Source organism: Chromobacterium sp. FG89 (assembly GCF_057808735.1).
This window is the reverse complement of sequence record NZ_JBMDIQ010000034.1, coordinates 1-13,810: the sequence shown is the minus strand read 5'-3', so window position 1 is coordinate 13,810 and position 13,810 is coordinate 1. Positions and strand designations below refer to the sequence as shown.

At 63.8% G+C, this 13,810-nt stretch carries 11 protein-coding genes; 2 read left to right on the top strand and 9 right to left on the bottom strand.

Annotation, left to right across the window (positions count from 1 at the left end):
• Positions 1–4: 4 nt before the first annotated feature.
• From ACODRW_RS22770 to tssK, 9 genes are all read right to left on the bottom strand, one after another.
• A complete protein-coding gene (locus ACODRW_RS22770) occupies positions 5–1,330 on the bottom strand; it encodes an HDOD domain-containing protein (protein WP_488906743.1) in 1,326 nt (441 codons plus the stop codon).
• On the bottom strand, positions 1,317–2,060 hold the full coding sequence (locus tag ACODRW_RS22765; RefSeq protein WP_488906742.1) for a class I SAM-dependent methyltransferase: 744 nt from the start codon (positions 2,058–2,060) through the stop codon (positions 1,317–1,319). Before ACODRW_RS22765 ends, ACODRW_RS22770 begins: the two co-directional genes overlap by 14 nt.
• 19 nt (positions 2,061–2,079) lie before the next feature.
• Positions 2,080–3,009 carry a flagellar motor protein MotB gene (gene motB, locus ACODRW_RS22760; protein WP_107799461.1) on the bottom strand — a complete coding sequence of 310 codons (930 nt, stop codon included), beginning with the start codon at positions 3,007–3,009 and terminating at the stop codon, positions 2,080–2,082.
• A gap of 15 nt (positions 3,010–3,024) precedes the next feature.
• Positions 3,025–3,882, bottom strand: coding sequence for a flagellar motor stator protein MotA (gene motA, locus ACODRW_RS22755; RefSeq protein ID WP_107799462.1), 858 nt, complete (start codon positions 3,880–3,882; stop codon positions 3,025–3,027).
• A 192-nt stretch (positions 3,883–4,074) separates the two neighbouring features.
• Positions 4,075–6,696, bottom strand: a complete 2,622-nt coding sequence (tssH, locus tag ACODRW_RS22750) for a type VI secretion system ATPase TssH (RefSeq protein WP_488906741.1) — start codon at positions 6,694–6,696, stop codon at positions 4,075–4,077.
• A 148-nt stretch (positions 6,697–6,844) separates the two neighbouring features.
• The gene (locus tag ACODRW_RS22745; RefSeq protein WP_488906740.1) at positions 6,845–7,330 is read right to left on the bottom strand and encodes an Hcp family type VI secretion system effector; all 486 of its coding nucleotides are present in this window, start codon (positions 7,328–7,330) and stop codon (positions 6,845–6,847) included.
• A 125-nt stretch (positions 7,331–7,455) separates the two neighbouring features.
• Positions 7,456–9,099 carry an OmpA family protein gene (locus ACODRW_RS22740; protein WP_488906739.1) on the bottom strand — a complete coding sequence of 548 codons (1,644 nt, stop codon included), beginning with the start codon at positions 9,097–9,099 and terminating at the stop codon, positions 7,456–7,458.
• Between the two features lie 12 nt (positions 9,100–9,111).
• On the bottom strand, positions 9,112–9,774 hold the full coding sequence (locus ACODRW_RS22735; protein ID WP_107799465.1) for a DotU/TssL family secretion system protein: 663 nt from the start codon (positions 9,772–9,774) through the stop codon (positions 9,112–9,114).
• Entirely contained in the window at positions 9,771–11,114 is a 1,344-nt protein-coding gene (gene tssK / locus ACODRW_RS22730; protein WP_488906738.1) for a type VI secretion system baseplate subunit TssK, read from the bottom strand. The genes ACODRW_RS22735 and tssK overlap by 4 nt, the downstream gene beginning before the upstream one ends.
• Positions 11,115–11,618: 504 nt before the next feature.
• Here tssK and tssB point away from each other — a divergent pair.
• Both tssB and tssC read left to right on the top strand, forming a co-directional pair.
• The gene (tssB, locus tag ACODRW_RS22725) at positions 11,619–12,125 is read left to right on the top strand and encodes a type VI secretion system contractile sheath small subunit (protein WP_107799467.1); all 507 of its coding nucleotides are present in this window, start codon (positions 11,619–11,621) and stop codon (positions 12,123–12,125) included.
• Positions 12,126–12,140: 15 nt separating this feature from the next.
• On the top strand, positions 12,141–13,673 hold the full coding sequence (gene tssC / locus ACODRW_RS22720; protein WP_488906737.1) for a type VI secretion system contractile sheath large subunit: 1,533 nt from the start codon (positions 12,141–12,143) through the stop codon (positions 13,671–13,673).
• Positions 13,674–13,810: the final 137 nt, after the last annotated feature.

Genomic DNA, 13,810 nt, shown 5'->3' with positions numbered 1-13,810 from the left:
TGTCCTATTGCGGCAGCAGGGTCAGGCGCGCCACTAAATCCTTGAAACGGTGGTAACTGTCCTCGTCGATCGCCTGGCCGCTATGGCCGTTGTCGACATAGAACACGCCGGACAGCGCATGTCCGACAAACAGGGTGATCAGGGCGAATTCATTGTCCCCGACATGTTCGAAAAACAGATCCTCGTAGCGCCGCTCCAACTGCTGGCGCACCAGGGCCGGCGCGTGGAAGCTTTGCGGCTTGCTGGTCAACACCGCGAAGAAAGAGCCCGGCTCCAGCCCCAGGGCCAGCTTGCGCAGCGGGTGGCTGTCGCCCAGGCCCAGCTGATAACGCAGCTTCAGCGCATGCGCGTCCTGATCGTAACGGTAGTACAACACCCGCTCGAACTTGAGATCGTTGGCCAAGTGGCGGATGGATTCGCGTATCGCCTTTTCCATCTGCTCCGCGTCGCTCAAGGCCGCGGTTTTCTGCAAGCTGGGCCGCTTGTACTCCCCTTCCAGCATCAACAGACTGCGCACCGGGTACATATAGCCCACGGCCCGGGGGTGGCGCGCCACCGACAAGGCCGCGTGCACCACCGCCTGATGCGCCAGATGCGGCGCGCAGCCTATCAGCTTGGCCGCGGCCTCCACGCCCACCTGCCAGGTGCTGCGCCAAACGCCTTGCTCCAGAGAGTTGGCGGTGGCCATCGCCAGGCGCAGCAATTGGCGGCGCTTGGTCGGACTGCCCGGCCCCAGCAGGGCGTTCAGGCCGGTGGGCAAGGGCATCAGCTTGATGAATTGCTCCAGCACCTGGGCGTAATCGCAATCGAAGGCGTTGGACATTTCCTGCAGCAGCGGGCGGTCCGGCAATTGATTGCGCTGCATCATGAACAGGCAGGCGGGCAGATTGTACAGCAAGGCGGCCACGAAACAGTCTTCCACCTTGTGATCGCCCTGCAGAGACAGCCACTCCTTGATCAGCAAGGCGGCCACCCGGGAGCGGCCCAGCCAGTCCTCCACCGCCTCCAGCACCTCGGCATCCAGCTTGTCCGGCACCGCCTCCAGCGCGGCGACGCGGCCAAAGCGGTTGGTCACCGCCTCCAGCCCCATCAGCAGCAGCGTCTGCTCCACCGAGGGAATGCTTTCATTGCGCTGCAAGGCGCGCGAACCGCCCACCACCCGGACCAGGTCCAACAGCAGAAAGGGGTCGGACAGACAGAGATTGGCAAGGTCGGTGAAATTGATCAGATCGCTGTGGCGAGCGCAGATGTCCTTCAGCTCGCCCAGCGTATTGGGCAGAATCGGCCAACGCCGTTCGGCGATGGACTTGATCCAGTTAGCAAGCTCCATGTGGGTGGCGCCAGATCAGTAATTCGGTTTGCAAAGCGCCTCCCAGCGGGATGCGTTCATCGGGTTCGACATCGGGCACGGCGAAGGTGTTGCTGACCAGCAGGCTGCCGGGCCGGCCTTCCGCCACAAACTTGCGCCAGACCTTAGCCATCGGCTCCGGGGACAGAAACACGTACACCGCATCGTACTCTCCCCAAGATTCCCTCCAAAAACTGCGGCAGGCGAACTCCAGCCGCCGCGGCCGCCGCGCCAGCCACCAGCGCGCGCGGGCCAACAGCCAACTGCCCCAGGCGCTTTCCAGCGCCCTAACCCTGACATCCGGCCGCAGCCGGCACAGCCAGACCGCCAGCCTGCCGTCTCCGCAGCCAGCCTCCAGCAAGGCGGCCCGCCCCGGCAGGCGCTCGGCCAGGCGCTCCGCCGCCTGAGCGGAAGAGCGATACAAGGGCACGCGTTCCAGCACGGCGTTGCGGCCCAGCGCGAAAGTCAGCGCCAGCCCCAGCAAATACACCCAAGGCGGCAAGGCCGCCTGATGCATCAAGGCCAGCGCCGGCACGAACAGCCCGTGCAGCAAACGCTGCCAGCCCGGCAGGCGCATGAAAATGGCCAAGGCCGCCGCGCACAGGCCCTGCAGGATCGCCCAAGCCAAGGGCTGGGCGGCGGGGGCGACGAAATACATCGCCGCCAAGGCCGACAGCACTTGCAGGCCCAGATGGCGCAAGCGGCTCAACAAGGCAAGGCTCGCATCGGCATTATTTGGCCGGCGCTTCCGCCGGCGCCTCTGCCGGCTCCGCCCCGCCCTCCGCGGGCCCGCCAATCACATCCTGGTTCATCTGCGGCTTGTAGCCGTCGTTGAGGATATTGCTCTCGGCTTCCTTGTTCAGCACCACAATGGCGATGCGCCGGTTTTCCGGGCTGAACACATTGGTCTTCACCAGCGGGTTGGCCGAGGACAGGCCCACCACGCGCAAGACCTTGTTGTCCTGCAGGCCGCCCGCCACCAGCTCGCGCCGCGCCGCGTTGGCGCGGTCCGCCGACAGCTCCCAGTTGCTGTAGCCGCCCTGGCCGCTGCCGAATGGCTTGGCGTCGGTATGGCCGGAGATGCTGATCTTGTTCGGCATCATGTTCAACTCTTTCGCCAGCTGCTGCAGCAAGACGCGGGTATGCGGCAGCATGCGCGAACTGCCGGAGTCGAACATCGAACGGTTCTGCTCGTCCACGATCTGGATCTTCAGCCCGTCCGGGGTGATTTCCAGCTTGAGCTGGTTCTTGTACTCCTTGAGCAGCTCGCTGTGATCCACCGTGCTCTGGATCTTGTTCTGCAGCTGCTCCATCGACGCTTTTTCCTGCTGCTTGCGCATGATCTCGTCTTGCGGCGAGCCGGACTTGTTGACCTGGCCGGTCTGCTTGGTCAAATCATTGCCGCCGCCCTTGATCACCGAGGTGGCGTCGCCGGCGCCGGCGCCGCCGGACAGCGCCACCTTCAGCGGCGTCTTGAAGTATTCGGCGATGCCGTTCAAGGTGCCCTGCGACGCGGAACCCAGCAGCCACATCAGCAGGAAGAAGGCCATCATCGCGGTCACGAAGTCGGCGTAGGCGATCTTCCAGGCCCCGCCATGGTGGCCGTGGCCGCCCTTCTTGATGCGTTTGACGATAATGGGCCGTTGCGATTCGTCAGCCATGATCGCGCCCCCCGCTTATTTCTTCGCCTGTTTCACATGGTCTTCCAGTTCCTTGAAGGACGGACGATCATGCGAAGCCAGCACTTTGCGGCCAAACTCCACCGCCACTTGCGGCGCGTAGCCGTTGAGACTGGCCAGAATGGTGACCTTGATGGTTTGGTAGACTCGGGTGCCGTCGCCCAGCTTGTGCTCCAGAATAGTGGCCAGCGGGCCGACGAAGCCGTAGGCCAGCAAAATACCGAGGAAGGTGCCCACCAGCGCGTGGGCAATCAGCATGCCCAGCTCGGACGGCGGCGCGCCCACGGACTCCATAGTGTGCACCACCCCCATCACCGCCGCCACGATACCAAAGGCCGGCAAACCGTCGGCCAGGCCCTTGACCGCGTTGACCGGCACTTCGCCCTCGTGATGGTGGGTTTCGATCTCCACGTCCATCAGGTTCTCGATCTCGAAAGCGTTGAGGTTGCCGCCCACCATCAGGCGCAGGTAATCGCAGATGAATTCCACCACGTGGTGGTCGTGCAGAACAGTGGTGTATTTGGAAAAGACAGGACTGGCTTCCGGATTCTCGACATCGGCCTCGATGGACATCAGGCCTTCCTTGCGCACCTTGGTCAGAATCTCGAACAGCAGCGAGAACAACTCCATGTAGAAGGCCTTGCTGTAAGGCGTGCCCTTGAACACGGTGGGGAAAGCCTTCATCGTGGCCTTCAGCGGCGCGCCGCCGTTGGCCACCACGAAAGCGCCGAGCGCGGCGCCCGCGATCATCACCACCTCCAGCGGCTGCATCAACGCGGCGAGATGCCCCCCCGCAGCGACGAATCCCCCCAGCACGGAGCCAAGAATTATGAGGTACCCGATTCCGACGAACATGCGTCAAGTCCTGTCTTTGTGATTTTTCGGATCGCTGCGATTTCCATTACAGCACGACTTTTATTCTATTCATAATAGAAAAAGCGGATTGAATTGTATCAATCCGCTTTCCCAGCTGCAAAAAACATGGAAGGTGATATTCACTAGCGCTGAAAAATGACGAAGCCAAGTATCGGCGAGGCTCCGGGACGATTACAACAACGTCATTTCCAGCTGATCGTCCTGCCCCGCCGCCAGCTCAATCCGCGCCGGCATGCCCCCCCGCTCCAAACGCCACTGCAAACACTGCGCCGCCATTTCCGGCAACAACTGCTGCCGGATCAGATGATCCAGGCCCCTTGCGCCGTTGTCTCGCCTACCGCAAGCGCCGGCCATCGCCCGCGCGCAGTCCTCTCCGGCCTCAAGCTCAATGCCTTGCGACTCCTTCAGATGCGCGGCCAGCGTCGCCAGCTTTAATTGAGCAATCTCCGCCAAGGCGGACTCGGACAGCAGCCCAAACGGCACCACCTGCATCCTCGCCAGCAGCGGCGCCTGGAAATGGGCCAGCAACACGGGGCGCAACGCGTCCAGCCAGGCCCCGCGCTCCCGCTCCCCCTCCTGTTCCAGCAACAGCTCGCTGCCAAGATTCGACGTCATCAGAAACAGGGTATTGCGAAAATCGATCTCGCGGCCCTCCCCATCCCGCATGAAACCCCGGTCAAACGCCTGGTAGAACAGGTTCAGCACATCGCGGTGCGCTTTTTCCACCTCGTCCAGCAAGATCACGCTGTACGGCCGCCGCCTCACCGCCTCGGTCAGCACCCCGCCCTGGCCATAGCCGACATAACCCGGCGGCGAGCCTTTCAATTGCGAGACGGTATGCGCCTCCTGATACTCGGATAGATTGATGGTCAGCAAGGCCTGCTCGCCGCCAAACAATAGATCGGCCAAGGCCAGGCCGGTTTCGGTCTTGCCGACGCCGGACGGCCCGGTCAGCAAGAACACGCCCAAAGGGCCTCGCCCCGGCGCCAATCCGGACTTGGCCGCCAGCAGGGACTGGGCGATCTCGGCCACCGCGGCCTCCTGACCGCGCACCCGTTCCCGCAAGGCCGGCGCCAAACCCAATAGATTGGCCGCGTCATCCGCCAGCAGCTTGCCCACCGGCACCCCGGTCCAATCGGCAATCACCTCCGCCACCAAGGCGGCGTCCACGTCGGCGGCCGCCAGGCGGCGTTCTCCTTGCAAAGCCGCCAGATCGGCCCGCGCCTGGACCAGCCGCGCAGCGCCGTCCGGCCGCCCGGCCCACTCCCGGCATAGCCTGCGCAGCACCTCGGCGCCCTGCCGTTCCTGCTGATAACGCCCTTGCAAAGCCTCGTTCTCAAGCCGCGCCGCCGCCAGTTCCGACTCGATCGCCCTCAGGCGGGACTCAAGCTGCGCGTTGCCCGCGCCCAGCCGCGCATCCTCCCGCAAAGCCTCGCTCTCGCTTTCCAGTGCCAAGACCCGCGCCTGCGCGCCCTGCAGCTCCGCCGCGGCCCCTTCCAGGCTCATCCGCGCCCGCGCCGCCGCCGTGTCGATCAAATCCACGGCCTTGTCCGGCAACTGCCGGCCGGCCAGGTAGCGCCGCGACAAGCTCACCGCCGCCGTAATCGCCTCGTCGCGGATCGCCACCCCGTGATGCTCGGCATAGCGCGGCTTCAAACCCCGCAGCATCAAACAGGCCGCGGCATCGTCCGGCTCGTCCACCTTCACCATCTGGAAACGACGCTCCAGCGCCGCGTCCTGCTCGAAATACTGCTTGTACTCGGACCAGGTAGTGGCGGCTATCGTCCGCAGCTCGCCGCGCGCCAGCGCCGGCTTCAGCAGATTGGCCGCATCGCTGCCGCCGGCGGAATTGCCGGCGCCCACCAGCACATGCGCTTCATCGATGAACAGCAAAATCGGTTCCGCCGCCGTGCGCACCGCCTCTATCACCTGCTTCAACCTCTGTTCGAACTCGCCCTTGACCCCCGCGCCGGCCTGCAACAAGCCCAGATCAAGCGCGAGCAGACGCACCCGGCGCAATGCCTCCGGCACCTCACCCGCCGCAATGCGCAAGGCCAGGCCCTCGGCCAAAGCCGTCTTGCCCACCCCCGGCTCGCCCACCAGGATCGGATTGTTCTTGCGCCGACGCAGCAAGATATCCACCATCTGGCGCACTTCCTTGTCGCGCCCCAACACGGGATCGATCAAACCCTCGCGCGCCTTGGCGGTCAGATCGCCGGCAAAACGGCTCAACACCTCAGGCAGCTCATCCGCCGCCGCGGCCCCGTCGCGGCCGGCCTCCGGCGGCGCAGATGCCGCGGCCTCCACAGATCCCAACGCCTCGGATTCCGCCGACACCTGCTCCAGCCAGGCCCAGCGCGCGCGCACCTGCGCGGCGGACAAACTGAATAATGGCCAGGCCTGCCGGCAAGACAAACGCTCCGGCGCCGCCAGCAAGGCGAGGTATAGATGAGCGGAACGCATCTGCTGGCCGCCGAAATCCAGCGAAGCGATCAACCAGGCGGCCTGCAGCAACTCCTGCAGCCCTCGCGACAAGCCCGGCTTGCCGCGTCGGTCCCGCGGCAGGCGCTCCAGCACGGCCAGCAAGCCTTGCCAGATCTCATCCACGTCGATCTCGTAATGCCGCAGCAAAGCGGCCAGATCGCCGTCTCCCTGCTCCAATAACTTCACCAGCCAGTGCTCAACCGTGATTTCGGCATGTGTGCGCGCCAGGCACAATCCGGCCGCCGCCTCCAGCGCCCGGGCGCAGTGCTCGTTCAGTCTCCGCAGCAAATGAACAGAATCGAGAGTCATGTCCGTCTTTTCCCAAACAAAGCGCATGCCGGCCAGAAAGGCCGGCATCGCTAATTCCCTTGGACCCCCGCCGGCAAGCGCGAGGCGCTGCAACGAACCGCCAAGCCGGCCGCTCGCCTAAGCCCCGCGCTTGCCGTACGCGGCGGCGCTAACGGTTTTCAATCCAGCTGTCGGAGTGGATGATGTTGCCGTCCTTGTAAGCCCAAGTTATTTTCTCGTAGCGCATTTCCACCTCCTCCAAGTGGTTGTAGCGCTCGCGGTCCGGGTCCTTGATGTTGTACATCTTGGGCGCCACCGACACGACCTTGACGTTGTCCAGCTTGATGTTGAAGTACTCCTGCTCGCTGCCGGCGTCGTCGATCTGATACCACTTGAACTCGACCTCCTTCAGCGTCTGGCCGCTGGTCACCGCCTTGTACAGATAAGGCGATGAAGCATCGAACTCCTTGACCAGGGTCAGCGCCTCATGCACGCGGGTGCCGGTCAACTTGCCGGTGTTGCCATCGGTGGGAATGCGCACCGCGTGGTCGAACTCCACCACCTCCACGCTGTTCTCCCGGCCTTGCACCGTCACAGAACCCTTGACGTCCGCGCCACCGTCGTCTTTCAACCACATATACGCTGGTATCGCCATATCAAACCCTCCTTGGCTTAACTTAATAACTTAAGTTTAAACAAGCTCGCTCGCCGTCTCGTCCTAGCTCGACGCCGCGGAGCGAGCGCGCCGCACCCTGCGGCCTCCTCGCCGCCTGCCGCTCGTCACCTGACGGGCAGCGCCGGCAGCAAGGTAATCTCTACTCGCCGATTGCGCGCCCGGCCCTCCTCATCCTCATTGCCCGCCAGCGGCCGCGTAGCGCCGTAGCCCTGGATGGCAAAACGGGTCAGCGGCAAGCCGGTCTCCTGCGCCAGCCAGTCGCGCACCGCCGCGGCGCGCTGCAACGACAAGCGCTGATTCGCTTCCGCCTGGCCCACGCTGTCGGTATGGCCGGCCACCAGCACATTTCGCTCCGGATAACGCGCCAGCGCCGCCAATGCGGGCTGCAACGCCGCCTCCGCTCCGGCGCGCAACACCACCTTGCCGCTATCGAACAAGGACAGGCTGTCCAGCGACACCGAGGCCGGAGCCGCCGCCGGCGGGCGGTAATCGGCGATCAGCCGGGCAATGCGCTCCCGCCACGGCTGAGCCCGGTAAAAGCCGAATCCCAAGCGCAAAGGCACGCCGAGATCGACATGGCTCCGCAACTCGCGCGCGTCGCCTTCCAGCGTCAGCAGCGCCTGGCGACGCGCCTCGTCCCGCTCTATCGGCAGCGCGCGATAATGCGCGACATTGGCCGACAAGCGCTCCAGCAACGCTCGGTTGGACCAGGCCGAAGCCGCGAACGCCGCCACGGCCGTCAGGCAAGCCAAGAGCCAAAGGCTCAAAACCAGCCGCCAGACGGCAGGCAAGCGCGCGCCCGGCGCCAAACCGAACAGCCAGCTTCCAGGCACGCCTTCCGGCTCGCCCGTGTCCAGGCTGAGCGAACGCACAGCCAAACCGCTCAAGGCCTGCCGGCAACGGCCCCACGGCGACAGCGCCGCGTCCCGCCCTTGAGCCGGCAGCAAGGCGATGCCCTGCAAGCCGGGCGCCGGGGCCGGCGTCGCCCCCTGCAATATGGCGGGCAAGACCTGAGCGCCCAGCCAGCCTCCCACCGCGCCGGCGCGCAAACGCAAATCGAAAAGCGCTCGCGCGCCCTCGTCGCCCAAGGCCGGCGGCTGCAGTTCCATCCGGTCGCGCCAATCCTCCAACCGCTCTCGCCACTGCCGCAGGCTGGCGCACGGATCGCCTTGCAACACCACGCCCAGAGCGCCGTCCATGCCTGCGCTGCGCGCCGGCGCGGGGAATCCCACCAATAAATAAACCGGCAAGCGGCAAGCCAAACGACGTTCCACGTCGGCAATCGCCTGTCGCCACGCCTGCAAGCGCCCCAACCAGGCCGGCTCGCTGCATTCGGCCGCCGCGTCCAAACGCAAGGCCAAGGCGTCCGGCGGCGAACCCCGCCGCCAGGCCACCAGTTCCGCTACCGCGCGCTCCAGCAAAGCCGGAGTCGGCACCATCACCCTCAGCACGCCGTCCTCCACCGCCACATAGGCACCTCGCCGGCTTTCCAGTTCCACCACCGCAGCGCGCCCGCTGCGCCAGCCCTGCGGCAAATCCAGCAAACCCGGCAGCAACAACTCCCACGTCGCGCCGTCGCGGCGCCAGCGCCGCAGCCTCAAGCCCGCCCAGCCCAAGCAGAACGCCGTAACCGCCAGCCCCGCGCCCAGGCGCGCCGCCCCGCTCCACGGCGCCATTTGCGCCAACCACCACAAGGCCGCCGCCAGCGACAGCGCCCATAAACAGAAAAAATGCGCGTGAATACGCATCGCCCGCCCCCTTTACGTCAACGCCAAGGCGGCATCGGCGGCATTCAACCAACCGCTCAGCGCGGCATGCGCAAGCCACACCGCAAGCAAGCCCGCCCCAGCCGCGGCCAGCGGCAAAGCCAAGCGCCGGAAACGCCGGGACGCGCCGCCGCGCAACATGGCAACCCCGCCGTCGAATTCGCCGGAAGGCAGCGGCAAGGGCGCAGGCAGGCCCGCGCTCAACTGCCCCAACAGAACCTGACTGGCCGCGTCGTCCTCCCCGCCGCGAAACCCCAAGGCCAGCACCATCGCATAGCACCAGCCCAGCGCCGGCTCCGCGGCCGGCTGCGCCAAATGCGCCCGCATCTGTCCCAGCAGCACCTCACCGGCCTGATAACTGTTGAAAAAGCGCACTTGCAAAGGCTCCCGCGCCCAAGCCGCCCGCTTCGCGCCCTCAAGTCGGCGCAGCGCCGCCTCGTCCAGCAAGGCGCATTGCGCGTAACTGGCCCGCTCGATCAAAGCCTCGCCTGCGCCGGCCTGACGCAGCGCCTCGCGCGTCGCGCTCACCAGTCCGGCCGCGTGCTCGCGCCAATCCTCCACATGCTCCGGCGCGTCCTTGTCGGCCAACATCGACACCGTCAGCGCGGTGTCCCGGAAACTGCGGGCCAAAGCCTCCGGCGGAAATTGCTTGCTCATGATTTCAACACCACGAAGAGTTCAACCACCACGCCCGGCAAAGACGCGGGCACATAGCAAGAGCACGCCTGCGCGGCCAGCATGCGCTGGAAGGCCGGATGGCCGGCGTCCAGAACGAAGTACAGGTTTTCCATCCGCACCGGCAAGGCGGCGGGCAAACGCGGCGGCACGCTCAAAGGCACGCCGCCGGAAGCGGTGCTGACCACGGTCTCCACATCCTCCGGCGCGCCGATCTTGCACACCGCCGGAAAACGCTCCAGCAACTGCGCCGGCGGCATATCCGCCCTCACCGACAGATAAAAGCCGCCCTGCTCGCCCAGCCTGGGATCAGCCAACTGGCCATGCCACATCGACGACTCCCCTTTCTGCAGAGGCACCGACACCACCTGGGAGGGGATCACCGTATCCAGGCAGCCCCTGATCCAGTCTTCCAGCTGCAGGAAACCCGGCCTGGCGTCTTCATGCCGGTAAGCGGGAATATCCGCCAGATCTTGCTGTAGCGAAAACGTGGACAGCATGCCGCACAACTGCGCCAACGCTCGGTGCAGCGTTTCCGGGTGGCTGGCCGGCGTCTGCCGCAAATGCGCCAGCACCGGCCAGGCGCTGTTCACGCAGTGCAAAAACCAGAACAGGCCCGCATCCGACACTGAAAAATCCACCAAGCCGTGTCCGCGCTCGCGACGGCGCTCCGACAACTGGCGGCTGCGCGCCAGCAGCATCTCCTCTATCCGCCCAAGCATGTCCAGCAAACCCGGCGCGGTGTCCAAACGCAGCGCCGGCGGCCAGAACGTCGCATCCCGCGTCCATCTTCCCTGACCGTTGCGGCTCAAACGCAGCAAGGGGCAACAGACATAGTCCGCCCGCTCCTCAAACTCCAACAGCAAGCGCAAATTGCCGCGCTCCACCGCCAGCTCCGCCGGCGGGCCGTCGTACAAGTCCTCCACTTCCAGGTATTCGCAACGTTGCCGCCTGGGCCGCGCCGGCGTCTCGCCTTCGCGCTCGCAATTGCCTCCCCCGGCCTCCCACAAAGGCAAGCCCAGAAAAACCTGCACGCTCAGCGCCTCGGCCGGCGCGGCAAAATCCCGCGCCGGCGGCAAGCGGTCCGCCTCGGCGCAGTCGACCACGGCGCCGTCCGGCAGGACCAAACGCAATCTTTCCAGCTTCAGCTTGCCCAGGCTCAGCGCGGCCTCATCCCACTCCACCTCCCAACAGCCCCAAAAATAGGGCTGAGCCAAACGTCCGAACAAGGCCGCCAAATGGGAAAACCACAAGGACTGCTGCTGAAAATGCTGAGGGGACAATAAAGCGCCCTCCACCCACATCGGACGAAAAACTTTCATGCGGACAACCTCTGATTAGGCTCTGAAACAGCACGCCGTAACATTGAAAAACAGCGCACGGAGTTTTTGAAAATTCACAGCAAGCCAATCACAATAAAAAATCAAAAATAAATAACCAATAAAAACAAAAAACATTTTCAAAAATTAAACCATAAAATCAATACAAAAAAACAAATAAACTATTTATGACATTGAAATCAATAAGGCACGAAGCCATAAACAAGGCGTATTCTAGCCACCAAACAAGCCACCCTGTCAACCCAACGACCATATTGCCTCAAACCCCATAATCTGGTTAACATTGAAAAATAAAACGAAACATACATAAATACAAAATCAAATAACGCAAGCTTGTTGACCTAAATAAAAGAGGGGAAAACACAGAATATCCGCCAGATCGCGCATCGCCAAAAAATACGGAGACGACGCGAAAAATGGCCAACCGCCCATTTGCCCGCATGGAAAATGGACATGCTTCAAACCTTGATCGCAGGAGGAAACACCATGGCTGAAAGCTTTCAAAACGAAGTGCCCGCCGCGCGGGTCAACATCAAGCTGGACCTGCATACCGGCGGAGCGCAGAAGAAAGTCGAACTCCCGCTGAAACTGCTGGTGGCGGGGGACTACAGCCATGGCCAGGAACAGCGGCCTCTGGCGGAACGGGAAAAGGTGTCCATCGACAAAAACAACTTCGACGCGGTGCTGGCCGAACTCAACCCCAAGGCCAAGCTGGTGGTGGAAAACACGCTGGCCGGCGACGGTTCCGAAATGGCGGTGGAACTGGACTTCAAGGCCATGAAGGACTTTCACCCGGAACAGGTGGCGGCGCGGATTCCGGAACTGCGCGCGCTGCTGGCGATGCGCAATCTGCTGCGCGACCTCAAAGCCAATCTGCTGGACAACGCCTCCTTCCGCCGCGAGCTGGAAAAAATCCTGCGCGACGACTCCCTCTCCGCCAACCTGCGCAGCGAACTGGAACGCATCATCCCGCTCAGCCAAGCCGCCCACTAAATCAGGAGCCCGCTCATGTCGACCCAAAAACAACAGCAGCCCGAGGACACCATCGTGCTGGAGTCCCCGGCCAGCGTGTATGAATCGCTATGCGCCAAGATCAACCTGTCCCCGGTGGCCAGCGCCCAGCCCATCGAGGCTTACCAAACCGCGGAGGCGATGTCGGACGCGCCGCTGGACGAGCGCATCGCCGTGGCGGTGAACGTATTCCTGAAAATGATTCAGGAATCCTCGCAAAAAGTGGACCGCCTGGACAAAAGCCTGCTGGACTTCCACATCGCCCGCATCGACGCGCAAATCAGCCGTCAACTGGACGCGGTGATGCACAACCCGTCCTTCCAGCAAATCGAATCCGCCTGGCGCGGACTGCGTTTCCTGGTGGACCGCACCGACTTCCGCAAAAACGTCAAGATCGAAGTGCTGGACGTCAGCAAGGAAGACCTGCGCAACGACTTTGACGACGCGCCGGAAGTGATTCAGAGCGGCCTGTACCAACACACCTACATCCAGGAATACGACACCCCCGGCGGCGAACCGATAGGCGCCATCATCTCCAACTACGAATTCGACCGCGGGCCGCAGGACATCGCCCTGCTGCGCGACATCGCCAAAGTGTCCGCCGCCGCCCACATGCCCTTCATCGGCGCCGTGGGACCGGCCTTCTTCGGCAAGGAGAGCATGGCCGAAGTCGCCGCCATCCAGGACGTGGCCAACTACTTCGACCGCTCGGAATACATCAAATGGCGCAGCTTCCGCGATAGCGACGACGCCCGCTACATCGGTCTCGCCTTGCCGCGCTTCCTGGCCCGCCTGCCTTACGGCCCCGACACCGTGCCGGTGCGCAGCTTCAACTACGCCGAAAACGTCAAAGGCCCGGACCATCAGCGCTACCTATGGACCAACGCCGGCTTCGCCTTTGCCGCCAATATGGTGCGCAGCTTCATCGGCAACGGCTGGTGCGTGCAAGTGCGCGGCCCGCAGGCCGGCGGCCTGGTGGAAGACTTGCCCATCCACCTGTACGACCTGGGCATAGGCAATCAGGTGAAGATCCCCACCGAAGTGCTGATACCGGAAACCCGCGAATTCGAATTCGCCAACCTGGGCTTCATCCCGCTGTCCTTCTACAAAAACCGCGATTACGCCTGCTTTTTCTCCGCCAACTCCACGCAAAAACCGGCGCTGTACGACACCAAGCAAGCCAGCGCCAACAGCCGCATCAACGCGCGGCTGCCCTACATCTTCCTGCTGTCGCGGCTGGCGCACTACCTGAAGCTGATCCAGCGCGAAAACATCGGCGCCACCAAGGACCGCCGTCTGCTGGAACTGGAGCTCAACACCTGGATCAAGCTCCTGGTCACGGAGATGACCGACCCCAGCGACGAACTGCAAGCCTCGCACCCGCTGCGCGACGCCCAGGTCGTCGTCGAAGACATCGAAGACAATCCGGGCTTCTTCAAGGTCAAGCTGTTCATCGTGCCGCACTTCCAGGTGGAAGGCCTGGACATCAACCTGTCCCTGGTCTCGCAAATGCCCAAGGCCAAGAACTAAGCGCTCCCTCGGGCCGCCTCCACGGCCCGAGGGGCAAGTCCACCTGGAGACTCCGCCATGCCGCCGCAACAGTTTTATCACCTGAAGATCGCCGAACTGCCGGCCGAGCTGCTGTCGGTCGAATCCTTCACCCTGGA

What these genes read in the sequence shown, in the direction of transcription:
- ACODRW_RS22770 (WP_488906743.1), bottom strand. Translation starts at nt 1,330, where the DNA reads ATGGAGCTTGCTAACTGGATCAAGTCCATCGCCGAACGGCGTTGGCCG.
- motB (WP_107799461.1), bottom strand. Translation starts at nt 3,009, where the DNA reads ATGGCTGACGAATCGCAACGGCCCATTATCGTCAAACGCATCAAGAAG.
- motA (WP_107799462.1), bottom strand. Translation starts at nt 3,882, where the DNA reads ATGTTCGTCGGAATCGGGTACCTCATAATTCTTGGCTCCGTGCTGGGG.
- tssH (WP_488906741.1), bottom strand. Translation starts at nt 6,696, where the DNA reads ATGACTCTCGATTCTGTTCATTTGCTGCGGAGACTGAACGAGCACTGC.
- ACODRW_RS22745 (WP_488906740.1), bottom strand. Translation starts at nt 7,330, where the DNA reads ATGGCGATACCAGCGTATATGTGGTTGAAAGACGACGGTGGCGCGGAC.
- ACODRW_RS22740 (WP_488906739.1), bottom strand. Translation starts at nt 9,099, where the DNA reads ATGCGTATTCACGCGCATTTTTTCTGTTTATGGGCGCTGTCGCTGGCG.
- ACODRW_RS22735 (WP_107799465.1), bottom strand. Translation starts at nt 9,774, where the DNA reads ATGAGCAAGCAATTTCCGCCGGAGGCTTTGGCCCGCAGTTTCCGGGAC.
- tssK (WP_488906738.1), bottom strand. Translation starts at nt 11,114, where the DNA reads ATGAAAGTTTTTCGTCCGATGTGGGTGGAGGGCGCTTTATTGTCCCCT.
- tssB (WP_107799467.1), top strand. Translation starts at nt 11,619, where the DNA reads ATGGCTGAAAGCTTTCAAAACGAAGTGCCCGCCGCGCGGGTCAACATC.
- tssC (WP_488906737.1), top strand. Translation starts at nt 12,141, where the DNA reads ATGTCGACCCAAAAACAACAGCAGCCCGAGGACACCATCGTGCTGGAG.